This window comes from Phycisphaerae bacterium (assembly GCA_012729815.1).
Lineage (GTDB): Bacteria > Planctomycetota > Phycisphaerae > JAAYCJ01 > JAAYCJ01 > JAAYCJ01.
The window spans coordinates 35,490-47,864 of the sequence record JAAYCJ010000269.1; the positions used below are offsets into that span (position 1 = coordinate 35,490).

Here is a 12,375-nt window from a genome sequence, read left to right on the forward strand (position 1 = left end):
AGCAGAACGTGCTTAGTGCTTTCGCTGAAAATCACCTTCGCCGGAGGCTGTATCATTATTTATAATTACATTTCCGAGTAGCACTCATCCTGGGAGACCGGTTGGACATGGGTAAGACGAAGAATCTTCTGAGTGAGACGGCGGTGGCGATCTTGTGCGGAGGGCGGGGGACGCGGATGCGGTCGGCGGACCGCCACAAGGTCTGTTTTCCGATCGACGGCGTGCCGGCGATCGTGCGGACGCTGCGGATGTTCCACCGGCTTGGCGTGCGGCGGATGGTCCTGGTGGTCGGCGCGATGGCGGAGAACGTGATCGCCACGGTCAGCCGGGAGTTTCCGCACGTGTTGTACGTCTACCAAGGCGAGCAGCTTGGGACGGGGCACGCGGCGCAGATCGCAGCTGAGGCCCTGCGCAACCTGGATCACCGCGGGCCGATTTTGATTACCGCGGGCGACAAGGTCATCCAGCCGCACGTGATTCACGAGCTGGCGGAGGAGTATCTTCGTTCGCGGTCCGACATGGCGTTCGTCACCTCGGCCAAGCGGCAGGGCGGCCAGGTCAGCACGGCTGGGCGGATCATGACCAACGGCGTCGGCCGCATTCTCGGCAATGTGGAGCTTCGCGACATTCAGCGGGGCCGGGTGGTCGAGGCGTTGCTCAAACAGGCGGGCCGCCGGCCGTCGGCCCAGTTCAGCTATCAGCAGATCATCCGGGCCGGCCGCCAACACATCGCCGACGAGGGCAAGCTGGCCAAGGCCCTCGGTCCGGCGGGCCAGGCGATCAAGGAGGCGGGTTCGGTCACCGGGCGGAAGCTCATTGAGTTGTTCGGCCCGCACGGCGGAAGCCTTTCGCTGGGCGGCAAGCGGCTGGCCGCCGACCAGATCGAGCGTCAGAGCAAGACCGTGAACCTTTCGGTCTACTTGGGCGGGAGCGAATTCTGGTATCGCTTCCTGCCCGTTCTGAGCAACGAGAACGCCCAGCGGGAGTACTATCTGACGGACGCGATCCAACTGGTGGCGGAGGCGTCGGACCGCACGTGGAAGCTCTCGCAGCACAAGCTGTCCGACCCGTCGGACGTGATGGCGTTCAATTCGCCGGACGAGCTGCTGATCGTCGAGGACACGCTTCGGCGCATGGCGATGTCCGAGAAGGACGAGGCACCGGGCGTTTTGTCGGCGGCGGTGGCGAAGCTGCCCGCTGGGTCGTACCGTCCGGCGGGCAAGTGGCTCGAGCTTTTTGAGAGCTGGCCTGCGGGTTTGAATCGCCGCTTCGCGGAGATCTACGGTCCCGACGCCGGTCTGATTCACGACCGTCGCAAGCTTTTTGTTCGGGCGATCAAGCTGTTTATCTGCCGCTTCGGAGTCGAGCGTAAGGCGATCGTCGTGCGGGCGCCGGGCCGGATCAACCTGTTGGGCCGGCACGTGGACCACCGCGGCGGCGCGGTCAACGTCATGGCGATCGACCGCGACGTGGTGTTCGTCACCGCTCCTCGCGAGGATGACACCGTCACCCTCTGCAACGACAAACCGCAACAGTTCCCCGACCGCGAGTTTTCGCTTCGCGAGCTTCTGGGGGACATCGAGTGGCAGGACTGGCTCAGCTACGTCAACAGCGACCACGTCCGCTCGATTCTTTCGCGGACGCAGGGCGACTGGAGCAATTACGTGAAGGCGTCGATGGTCCGGCTCCAGCAGCAGTTCACGACGATTCGGATCGCCGGGTTTGACGCCGCGGTGGCGGGCGACATTCCGATGGCGGCGGGTTTGTCGAGCAGTTCGGCGATGGTGGTGGCCTCGGCTGAGGCCGCGGTCGCCTTCAACGGTTTGAACGTCAATCCGACCGAGCTGGTGGATTTGTGCGGCGAGGGCGAGTGGTTCGTCGGTTCGCGCGGCGGAGCCGCCGACCACACCGCGATCAGCATGGGGCGGCGCGGCCAGCTCGCCCACGTGCGGTTCCTGCCCTTCCAGATCGAGAAGATCTACGACTTTCCGTCCGACTGCCGCGTGATCATCGCCCACAGCGGGATCGACGCCAAGAAGAGCGCGACGGCGAAGGACAAGTTCAATCAGAAGGTGGCCAGTTACGAGTTGAGCTTGATGCTTCTGAAGGACCGCGTTCCGCAGCTCGACCATCTGCTGGCGCACGTTCGCGACATCAATCCTCGGCGGCTTCACTGCCCGATCAGCCAGATCTACCGCCACCTGCTGACCGTGCCCGAGTACATGCCGGCCAAGACGATCCGCGAGACGCTCTCGGAGCGTCACCAGCCGCGACTGGAGCGGGTCTTCGGGTCGCACCGCAACCCGGAGTGCTACGACCTGCGCGGCGTCCTGCTTTACGGGATCGCCGAGTGCGAGCGCAGCCTGCTGGCTCCGGAACTGCTCGAGCAGGGACGGACGGCGGAGTTCGGCCGGCTGATGCGGGTCAGCCACGACGGCGACCGCGTGGCGTCTCACAGGAAGTCGTCCAACGGCCGATGGCGGACCAGCCGCTTTCGCTACGACTGCGGCGATCCGGCTTTGGCCCGTCTCTGCGAGGACCTGGCCAGCGAGAACCCTCAGCGGGTTTTGGCCGCCCAGCTCTACATGCAGGGCGGGGCCTACGAGTGTTCGACGCCGCAGATCGACAAGATGATCGACGCGGTCCGACCGATCGATGGGGTCCACGGGGCCCAGCTCGGGGGAGCGGGACTCGGCGGATGCATCATGATCCTGGCGCGCCCCGACGCGGTCGCTGGGGTCGTCGAGACCCTCAAACGCGAATACTACAGCCAGATGAAATCCGACCCCTTCATCCACGTCTGCCAGCCGGTGGCGGGATCGGGTCTGATTGCGGTATAATTGGTCAGGAAATCGGACCAGCGTCTGATGGCTGCCCCGTGCGGCCGACAGGATGGCGACAATGACGAATCAGGAACTGCAACTGAGCGACGAGCAGAAGCGGACGCTCCTGGCTCTGGCCCGGCGCGTGGTGAATGCCGAGGTCGCCGGAACCGACCCGGCGCCCGCCGAACCTCCCGGCGACCCGGTCCTAAATCTGCCGTGCGGATGCTTTGTGACGCTGCACGTGGCTGGGCAGTTGCGCGGCTGCATCGGCACCTTCCAGGCCAACGCGCCGCTGCACCGGACGGTCGCCGAGATGGCCCAGGCCGCCCTGGCCGATCCGCGGTTCACGCACCAGCGGCTGCGGACCGTCGAGTTGGATGAGCTGGACATCGAGATCTCGGTGCTCTCGCCCCTGGAGAAGACGGATGATCCGATGTCTCTGGAGTTGGGTAAACACGGCATCTACATCCGCCGCGGCTATCGCACCGGATGCTTCCTGCCCCAGGTCGCCACCGAAACCGGCTGGGACCGCGAGCAGTATCTGTCCTACTGCTGCTCGCACAAGGCCGGTCTGGCCGCTGGGGCCTGGAAGGACCGCGACACGGAAGTCTACCTGTTCACCGCCGAGGTGTTCTCCGAGGGCCAACTCGGAAAGGAATAGCCCGGCCGGACCGACGGAAAACCCCATGATACAAGACAACAGCAGCGAAACCGCCAAAGCTCCCGAGACCCTTCCGACCACCCTCCGACAGCGGCGGACCAACCTGTATCGCGGCGTACTGGCGGTCATGGTGGTCTCCGCGGTCATGCTCTTCTTTGTAGTCTGGTACAAATCGTGGCCGCAGAAGCTCGATTGCCGCCGCGCCGCTGTGCGTCTGGCGATCGCCCTCGAGCAGTACGGGGTCAGGGAGAATCGCCTCCCGTCGCTGCTGGACGTTCTGGACCTGCGTTCCGGGCGATACAGGTCCGACCACTACGAGTACCCGCTGGCCGGTTTCGGCGGCAGCCCCATGCTTCCCGAAGGGAGCATTGTCGCGTACTGCGCCCAGTCTCACACGGGCCTGCTCCATGATCCGGGCCGCCACGTCCTGGTCTTTCACCAGCGCCGGATCGTCGTCCTCTGGCTTGATGAGGCGCGCTTCCAGCAGGCCCTGGGCGACGCCGTGTCGCTCGGCCCCTTCATTTCCGTCCCGCGTCTGAAGCCCGAAGACCTGCCCGACTAGCGCCACGCGCGGACGGGAAAGGTCGTTGTCGCCGCCCCAGGCCGGATTTATAATACCCGCATACTCCGCGATCCAAGATCGTGGGAAGGTTCCGCAATTGTGGGCACAGGAGCTTTCTGATGGAGACGTACTATCTGGGCATCGACGTCGGCACTTCCGGACTCAAGACGATCCTGATGGCCCGCGACGGCGCGGTTGCCGCCAGCGACACGCAGGAATACCCGATCGCCTCGCCGAGACCCGGCTGGTCTGAGCAGAACCCGCAGGACTGGTGGAAAGCCGCCGTGGCCGGCATCGCCGCCGTCCTGACGCAGAGCGGCATCTCCGGCGACCGGATCGGCGGGATCGGGCTTTCGGGCCAGATGCACGGGTCGGTCTTCCTGCCCGCCGACGGCATCGAGCCGCTGCGACCGGCCATCCTGTGGAACGATCAGCGGACGGCTGACCAGTGCGCCTACATCGAGAAGAAGGCCGGCGGCCGCAAGAAGCTGATCGCCATGGTCGCCAACCCCGCCCTCACCGGTTTTACCGCGCCGAAGATTATCTGGCTTCGCGACCATGAGCCCAAGACTTACCGCAAGGTCGCTCACGTCCTTCTGCCGAAGGACTTCATCCGCCTCTGCCTGACCGGTGTCTACGCCACCGAAGTCTCCGACGCCTCCGGCACGCTCCTGCTGGACGTGAGCAAGCGCAAATGGCACGAGAAACTCATGAGGAAGCTCGACCTGAACGCAGGCTGGTTCCCGCCGTGCCACGAGTCGGTCGAGGTCACCGGCCGGCTCAGCGCGGTGGCGGCCAAGGCCACCGGCCTGGCTGAGGGAATTCCCGTCGTCGGCGGGGCCGGCGACCAGGCGGCCGGAGCGGTCGGCAACGGCATCGTCGACCGCGGCATCGTCTCAGCCACCCTCGGAACCTCCGGCGTCGTTTTCGCCTATGCGAGCAAACCCGCCTATGACCCCCTCGGACGAGTCCACACCATGTGCCATGCCGTACCCGGCGCCTGGTGCGTTTTCGGCTGCATGCTCGCCGCCGGCGGTTCGCTCCAGTGGTTCCGCAACCAGCTCGGTCAGCAGGAGGTCCGCCAGGCCGCGGAAGCCGGCGTCGATCCATACACGCTCCTGATCGACCAGGCCCGCCAGGCTCCGGCCGGGTGCGAAGGCCTCTTCTTCCTGCCCTACCTGACCGGCGAGCGCACGCCGCACGCCGACCCGTACGCCCGCGGCTGCTTCATCGGCCTGACCGCCCGCACCGACCGGGCCGCGGTCATCCGTTCCGTCCTGGAGGGCGTGACGTTCGGCATGAAGGACCAGGTCACGATCATGCGCGAAATGGGAATCCCCGTCAAACAGGTCCGTGCCTCCGGCGGAGGCGCCCGAAGCGAGTTCTGGCGGCAGCTCCAAGCCGACATGTATGACGCCCCGGTGGTCACCCTCAACGTCACCGAAGGGGCCGCCCTCGGCGTGGCCATCCTCGCCGCCGTCGGGACCGGGGCCTACAAGTCGGTGCCCGCCGCGTGCAAGGCCATCGTCAAGAGCGTCGATACTTCAAAACCGCGACGGGACCTGGTAAGATTGTATAATGACCATCATGCCATGTTCGGCCGGCTCTACGGATGCCTGAGGCCCGCCTTCCCCGATATGGCAAAGCTGGCCTGGACCGGTTTGAAAAGGAGCCCATCATGAAAGCCTTCAAGCTCATCACCGTCTCACTGGCTGTGCTGACCGTGCTTCCCGTTGCCGCCGACGCGGCCAAGCCCAAGTACATGCGGGGCAAGCCCATGACCGTCGTCCAGGACCAGTCCGGGGCGTACCTCCGCGGTTGGGCCCAGATCCAGGGCGACCAGGTCGAACTGATCGACATCGAAGGCGAACAGCACACCTTCAGCCGCAAGAACGTCAACGTCTTCAAGGTGGCTGAGCTCGAAGCTGAATTCCGAAAGGCGATGCGCGACGTCAAGACCGAGGAGGACGACAAGACCTCCGAATACGTCAAGCTCTTTCCGGACGCCAAGAACAAACAGCTCTATGAAGAGGTCCTGAAGCTGGCTGAGAAGCTGGCGGCCCGAAGCCCCGACAATCCCTCCCGCGAGGCCATCGCCGCCCGGGCGTGGGCCCAGGAGAGGATTCAACAGATGAACCGCACCCTCCGCGGCGACGGCGCCGAGGAGGGCTTCCAACTCAGCGAGGGGGATATCCAGAAGATCCGATTCGCCCTGATCCCGATCGAGGGGCGGATCGAGCGCCTGCGCGCCAATTTCCGCAATGAGGTCCGCGAGCGCTTCCTCGAGGAGATGGTCCAGCAGGGGGTGTTTTCCGATCAGGACCGCCGCCAGTTCCTCCGCTCGACGCCGGCCGAGCAGCTCCAGGTGATCAAGGCTCGCACGGGCGACAAGTACCAGGGCGATATCGAGATCGTCAACGACCCGCCGCTGATCATGGGCTTCCGCAGCATCGTGGTGCCGATCCTCACTCGCACCTGCGCCACGCCCGCCTGCCACGGCGGCGAAGGGCCGTCGGCGTTCAAACTCGTGACGCCGATGCGCGAGACCGATCAGATCTACGAGAATTTCATCGTTCTCGAGACCTACCCAGCCAAGGCGGGACGGCTGCTGGACCACACGAATCCCAAACGTTCGCTGCTGGCCACCTATACGCTGCCGCCCGCGGAGGTCGGGCCCGAGCTGGCCCATCCGCCGACCGCCACGCCCGTTCCGGCCTTCTTCAAGAGCGCCGAGGACCCGCGTTACGAGGCCCTGATGGCGTGGCTCCAGCTCCTGCCGCTGACCATGCCGGACTACGGCATCGCATTGCCGCAGTGGCCGGTGCCTCCGCCGTCCGCGACGACCGCGCCGGCCGGCGCGACCACCAGGAACTAGGCGGACGGACGGATGCAACAGCGGCTCTACCGCATTCTGGACGCGAACCTGAACCGGGCCCGCGAGGCGTTGCGGGTCATTGAGGAGTTCTTCCGGTTCGTCCGCGACGACCGCGAGGTTTCCATCCGCGTGAAGCAACTTCGTCACGCCCTCAACGAAATCGCCGATCGGGTGGGCCGTGAGAAACTGCTGGCCGCCCGCGACTCGCTGGCCGACGTCGGCCGCGACATTCCCAGCCCGAGTCTCGACGGGCGCACCGGGCCGCGCCCGGTGGCCGCCGCCTCGTTCAAGCGCCTCCAGGAGGCGCTTCGCGCCATCGAGGAATACGCCGCGCCGATCGATCCGCAGATTTCCGCCATCGCTGCGCGCTTGCGTTTTGAGGCCTACGACCTGGAAAAGCAGATCATGACCGCCGCCGCCGCCGCGAGGTTCGGAGCCGTCCGGCTCTATCTGCTGATCGGATCGGACCTCTGCCCGCCGCCGCGGATGATCGCGCTGGTTCCGGAACTGCTGGCGGCGGGCGTCGATTGCCTCCAGCTTCGCGAAAAGCACCTTTCGGATCGTCAGACTTACGACCTGTCCCAACGCCTCGCCGAACACTGCCACGCCGCGGGCGAACTGTTCATTGTCAACGACCGGGCCGATCTGGCCGCCGCCGTCGGCGCCGACGGCCTGCACCTGGGCCAGGACGATCTGCCGCTGAAGACCGCCCGAACGCTTTGCCCGAACGCGATTATCGGACTGAGCACGCACAACCTCGACCAGGTCGCCGCCGCGATCGACCAGCGGCCGGACTACATCGCCGTCGGGCCCGCCTTCGCCACCGCCACCAAACCCCACGAACCAGTCGCCGGGCTCGCGTTCATTCGTCAAGCCGTCGAACGTCTCGACGCCGCGGGCATCGACCATGTCGCCATCGGCGGGATCACCCTCGAGAACCTCGATCAGCTTCGGGCCGCCGGCGTCCGACGCATCGCCGTGGCCGCCGCCGTCCTCAAGTCGCCCGATCCCGTCGACGCCGCCCGCCGGCTGGCCGCCGCCCTCGGTTGACCGTCCGCCTCAGCGGCGCTCCCGCTCCGCCGGCAGTACCGGATTCGTCGGCTCCTTCTTGCTCGACATCGCCGCGGTCAAGGTGAACCGCATTGCATCCTCGATCGTCATGTCCACCTCGCGCACCGCCGACCGCGGCACCATCACGGTATACCCTCCCATCTGGTAGCTCATGGGCAGATACACCGCGATCGTGTCCTCGCCGCCCACCCCCGCCGGCACGTCCGAGAAGTCCTCCCGCGTGACCATCCCGACCAGGCTCGCCCGGCCGTTCTCGAAATCCACCATCACCACCCGGTTGAACTCCTTCTTCTTCGACGAATCGAAGAACGTCATCAGGTCCCGCACCGACCCGTACAGCGACTTGACCAGCGGGATCCGCTGAAACGTCCGCTCGCCCACCCGGAACATCCGCTGGACGATCCACGCCTGCAGCAGCAGCCCCACCAGCAGGATCAGCACCACCCCCGCCACCAGCCCCATCCCCCGCACGTAGAACCTCTCTCCCAGAGCCTGGAGCAGGAACCCTCCTAACAAAGACTCCGCCTTGACCGCCAGCCAGTACAGCACCGCCACCGTCACCGCCAGCGGCACCACCGCCACCAACCCGCGAATGAAGATACGGCTGAGCTTTTTCATGACCCGGTCCTTTCCCGATTCGCCCGGCCCCGTCTGTCACCCTCAGCCGGGCCCCACGTGTAATCTTCCTCCGCCCAAGGCCCCGTTTCAATCGCAAATCCGGACACCCCGCCATGGCAGCCCGCGCCGCCGCCTTCCCGCCACCTGATCCGCCTAAGTTTTCCTTGACGGATTTGCCGAAAAAACATATAGTAAATCCATACGCGTTCGGAGAAGTCCATGCGGAGCCGGAACAAACAGACGGGCAAATCGACCACGTCGGGCATGAAAACGACGACGGATCGGGCCTGGTCTGCGACCGGCTCGGCTCTGCGGCCTTCCTAGACCGCGAACGAACCGAAAAGCAGATCAGGCCCAGGTGCGACATTCGCCCTGGGCTTTTTTCTTGGGTATATCGAGGAGAACGACATGAACGTGCAGTCCCGGGCAAACGGTTTGAAGGTCTCGAAGTTCGGCGGCACCTCTCTGGCCACCGCTGAGATGATCCGGAAGGTCTGCGACATCGTCGTCGCCGATCCCCAGCGGCGGCTGATCGTCGTCTCGGCCCCGGGCAAACGCACGAAGACCGACGTCAAGGTCACCGACCTGCTGATCGCCTGCGCCCAGGGCCAACTGACCGCCGGATCGGCTGAGAAGGAATTCAACGACCTGGTCGCCCGCTATCGCGAGATCGTCGAGGGTCTGCGGATGGACGACGCGGTCGTCGGCGAGATCGCCGCCGACCTGCGGCAGCGGATCGCCGCCGACGTCTCCTCGCCCGAGAAGTTTACCGACCAGCTCAAAGCCGCCGGCGAAGACCACGCCGCCCGTCTGGTCGCGGCCTACCTCCGCTCCCGCGGGACCGACGCCCACTACGTCAGCCCCAAAGACGCCGGGCTCCTGCTCTCCGACGAGTACGGCAACGCCCAGGTTCTCCCGCAATCCTACGAGAACCTCCGCAAGGCCCTCGTCGGCGCGCCGGGCATCACGATCTTCCCGGGCTTTTTCGGCTATTCGCCCGCCGGCGATCTGGTCACCTTCCCGCGCGGCGGGTCCGATATCACCGGGGCGATCCTGGCCGCGGCGGTCAACGCCGACCTTTACGAAAACTTCACCGACGTCGACTCGGTGTTCTCCGCAAGTCCCGTCGTCGTCGATAATCCCAGAGCCATCACCAAGGTCTCGTACCGCGAGATGCGCGAACTGTCGTACGCCGGTTTCGGCGTCTTCCACGCCGAGGCCCTCGCGCCGGTGGTAAAGGCGGGCATTCCCGTCTGCATCAAGAACACCAACAACCCCTCCGCTCCCGGCACCATGATCGTCCCTCAGCGCGACAACGGCAACGGCCCCGCCGTCGGCATCGCCGCCGACCGCGGCTTCTGCTCCATCTTCGTCAGCAAGTACCTGATGAACCGCGAGGTCGGCTTCGGCCGAAAGCTCCTCCAGATCCTCGAAGAGGAGCGACTCTCCTATGAGCACACCCCTTCGGGCATCGACAACATCTCTGTGATCCTCGGCGAGAAGCAGTTCACCGCTGAGAAGGAGGCCCGCGTCGTTGCCCGCATCCGCGGCGAGCTCGGAGCCGACGAGGTGTCCGTCGAACGCGGCCTGGCCCTGATTATGGTAGTCGGCGAGGGCATGCGGCGCCGCGTCGGCGTGGCCGACCGCGCCACCGCCGCCTTCGCCCGCGCCAAGGTCAACATCGAGATGATCAACCAGGGCTCCTCCGAGGTCTCCATGATGTTCGGCGTCAAAGCCGACGAAGCCGACAACGCCGTCCGCGCCCTCTATCAGGAGTTCTTCGAGAATCACCGTTAGCCGACGTTGCGGGAGGCCGCGTGGCCGCGGAAACGACGAAAGCCGAACTGAACGCCGAACAGGCACGCAGACTGCTCGCGCCGATCGGAGCGGTCGCGATCGAATCCATCGAACGCCTCGAATCGATCAACACCGTCTTCCGCATCGCCACCGCCGGTCACGGCGTCTACTACGCCAAGTTCCACACCGCCCGCTGGTACGCCGATCAGCCGGACACGTTCTTCGTCGTCAATCGCGAGTGCGCCGTGCCCGCCCTGCTGCGGAAGTTCGGCCTCGCCCTGCCGTACCCAAGCTGGGGTGAGTACACCCGCGGCATCGTGCCGCGATCCGTCTTCCTCTGCGGCGATCTGGGCGGTACGGCTGCGCCCGACGCCATCCTCGCCCATCCCGACCAGGCCGACGACATCCTCCGGGCCCTCGGCCGATACCTTCGCCGCCTCCACTCCATCGAATTCTCGCTGCCCGGCCTGATCGAACCTGCCCACGCCGAATTCGCCCAGCCGGGCCAACCCGTTCCGCCCGTTTACGCCTGGCCGTTTCTCGCCGATCCCGCCGCAGCCGACCAAGCCGACGCCCTGCAGAAGGTCCCGGAAGCCCAGACCGCCGGCGCCCTCACCGCCGAAACCGCCGCAAGTCTGAAACGCCTGCTGGCCGACATGGCCCAGATCGTCCGACCCTTCTACCACCCGCCGCACTTTGCCGTCGGCAACTGCCATGTCCACCATTTCCACGTCGAGCGCACCGCCGCCGGCTGGAGCGTTCGCGGTTTCTACGACTTCGAAGGCGCCCGCGCCGGCAATCCGCTGATGGACTTGGTCGGTATCGAGGACACCCTCGCTCCGCGTCTGCGATCCTTCGCCTGGCGCAAGCCCTTTTACGAAGGCTACGGCGGCTGGCCGCCGCTGCAGGCGTTCAAGATGCAACTGATCGCCGACGCCCTCCTGTCCTACCGCACCCGTCCACCCGGCCGCCGCATCCCCGACCACCTCTGGTTCGACACCCAGTGGCCCAGACTCATCGCCGCCCAATCCTGGTCCGACCTGACCTGGTACCCAACCGAGTGACCAGCCTCAACCACGGGCATCGCTCATCCATTCCGTGGCAACAAGTGCTCAGAAATGTCCACTTCCTGCAACGAGAATCAGCCAGCCACATACGGCGGCTCGTACAGCTTGCGGATATCGTCGATGCTGTGCCGGATCATGGCCAGACGCTCCAAGCCGATGCCGAAGGCCACACCGTTCACCCGCCCGGGGTCGAATCCAACCGCCCTCAACGTCTGCGGTTGAAGCAGTCCGCAGCCGGCGATGTCACGCCACGTTCCCGCCACCTTCACGAACACCTCATATCCTTCCTGCACGAACCCGCCGAACGTGCACTCGGTCCAACGCAGTTCCGTCGGCCCGACCGACGCCGCCACCACCCGTTCCAGGGTTTCCTTGAGCTGCCGCACATTCACACCCGCTTCGATCCGGATACCGTCGACCTGGTGGTGCATCTTCAAATGCGTGGCGTCCTCAGGATCCGGGCGGAAGACCCGTCCCGCCGCCATCAATCGGACCGGAGCCTGACGGCTGCGGACCGCCGCCAGCGTCGTCACCGTCATTTGCGTTCGAAGCGCCGTCTGATCGTCCAGATGGTACGTCCGGTCCAGGTCCTCGCGCACCACCGCCAGTTCGGACCGATCGACTACCTCCGATCCTTCGATCACCTCATAATCCGGTAGCGCACGGCGGATCAGGTCCCACGCCTCGCGCACCGGATGGCCCGGAATCTCCAGCGGCCGAGGGCGAGCGAGCAACTGCTCGATCACCCGTTTGGAGAACCGTTCGTCCGGCGCGTTGTCTTTGATCGTCTTTTCCACCATCGTCATCATCCTTTCCTTCAGTTGCACCCTTGCCGCGTGAAGACGGTTGTTCACTGTGGTCACCGGCACTTCCAGAAAATCCGCGATCTCCTTCTGCGA

10 protein-coding genes are annotated in these 12,375 nt (G+C 65.5%); 8 read left to right on the forward strand and 2 right to left on the reverse strand.

The features are described from left to right. Window positions 1–107 precede the first annotated feature (107 nt). The 6 genes from GXY33_17705 to GXY33_17730 all read left to right on the forward strand — a co-directional run bounded on the left by GXY33_17705 (window position 108) and on the right by GXY33_17730 (window position 7,973). Window positions 108–2,840 (forward strand): NTP transferase domain-containing protein, encoded by a 2,733-nt coding sequence (locus GXY33_17705; protein NLX06976.1) that lies wholly within the window; start codon window positions 108–110, stop codon window positions 2,838–2,840. Window positions 2,841–2,901: 61 nt separating this feature from the next. Then, window positions 2,902–3,486 (forward strand): AmmeMemoRadiSam system protein A, encoded by a 585-nt coding sequence (amrA, locus tag GXY33_17710; GenBank protein ID NLX06977.1) that lies wholly within the window; start codon window positions 2,902–2,904, stop codon window positions 3,484–3,486. Between the two features lie 25 nt (window positions 3,487–3,511). Continuing rightward, a complete protein-coding gene (locus tag GXY33_17715; GenBank protein NLX06978.1) occupies window positions 3,512–4,048 on the forward strand; it encodes a hypothetical protein in 537 nt (178 codons plus the stop codon). 119 nt (window positions 4,049–4,167) lie between these two features. Next, entirely contained in the window at window positions 4,168–5,730 is a 1,563-nt protein-coding gene (xylB, locus tag GXY33_17720) for a xylulokinase (GenBank protein ID NLX06979.1), read from the forward strand. Beyond that, window positions 5,727–6,923 carry a hypothetical protein gene (locus tag GXY33_17725; protein NLX06980.1) on the forward strand — a complete coding sequence of 399 codons (1,197 nt, stop codon included), beginning with the start codon at window positions 5,727–5,729 and terminating at the stop codon, window positions 6,921–6,923. Before xylB ends, GXY33_17725 begins: the two co-directional genes overlap by 4 nt. A 12-nt stretch (window positions 6,924–6,935) precedes the next feature. Then, complete coding sequence (locus tag GXY33_17730; GenBank protein ID NLX06981.1) at window positions 6,936–7,973, forward strand: thiamine phosphate synthase; 1,038 nt, start codon at window positions 6,936–6,938, stop codon at window positions 7,971–7,973. 9 nt (window positions 7,974–7,982) lie between these two features. Here GXY33_17730 and GXY33_17735 read toward each other — a convergent pair whose 3' ends face one another. Further along, on the reverse strand, window positions 7,983–8,612 hold the full coding sequence (locus GXY33_17735) for a DUF502 domain-containing protein (protein NLX06982.1): 630 nt from the start codon (window positions 8,610–8,612) through the stop codon (window positions 7,983–7,985). Between the two features lie 435 nt (window positions 8,613–9,047). Between GXY33_17735 and GXY33_17740 the strand changes: the two genes are divergently transcribed. Continuing rightward, complete coding sequence (locus GXY33_17740) at window positions 9,048–10,409, forward strand: aspartate kinase (GenBank protein ID NLX06983.1); 1,362 nt, start codon at window positions 9,048–9,050, stop codon at window positions 10,407–10,409. Window positions 10,410–10,429: 20 nt separating this feature from the next. Then, entirely contained in the window at window positions 10,430–11,473 is a 1,044-nt protein-coding gene (locus GXY33_17745; GenBank protein NLX06984.1) for a phosphotransferase, read from the forward strand. 77 nt (window positions 11,474–11,550) lie between these two features. On the opposite strand, the gene GXY33_17750 is transcribed toward GXY33_17745, so the two are convergent. Then, window positions 11,551–12,282, reverse strand: a complete 732-nt coding sequence (locus tag GXY33_17750) for a hypothetical protein (GenBank protein ID NLX06985.1) — start codon at window positions 12,280–12,282, stop codon at window positions 11,551–11,553. Window positions 12,283–12,375 lie beyond the last annotated feature (93 nt).

Coding starts and splice junctions, on each gene's coding strand:
- amrA (NLX06977.1), top strand. CDS start 2,902: ATGACGAATCAGGAACTGCAACTGAGCGACGAGCAGAAGCGGACGCTC.
- xylB (NLX06979.1), top strand. CDS start 4,168: ATGGAGACGTACTATCTGGGCATCGACGTCGGCACTTCCGGACTCAAG.
- GXY33_17730 (NLX06981.1), top strand. CDS start 6,936: ATGCAACAGCGGCTCTACCGCATTCTGGACGCGAACCTGAACCGGGCC.
- GXY33_17705 (NLX06976.1), top strand. CDS start 108: ATGGGTAAGACGAAGAATCTTCTGAGTGAGACGGCGGTGGCGATCTTG.
- GXY33_17750 (NLX06985.1), bottom strand. CDS start 12,282: ATGACGATGGTGGAAAAGACGATCAAAGACAACGCGCCGGACGAACGG.
- GXY33_17715 (NLX06978.1), top strand. CDS start 3,512: ATGATACAAGACAACAGCAGCGAAACCGCCAAAGCTCCCGAGACCCTT.
- GXY33_17725 (NLX06980.1), top strand. CDS start 5,727: ATGAAAGCCTTCAAGCTCATCACCGTCTCACTGGCTGTGCTGACCGTG.
- GXY33_17735 (NLX06982.1), bottom strand. CDS start 8,612: ATGAAAAAGCTCAGCCGTATCTTCATTCGCGGGTTGGTGGCGGTGGTG.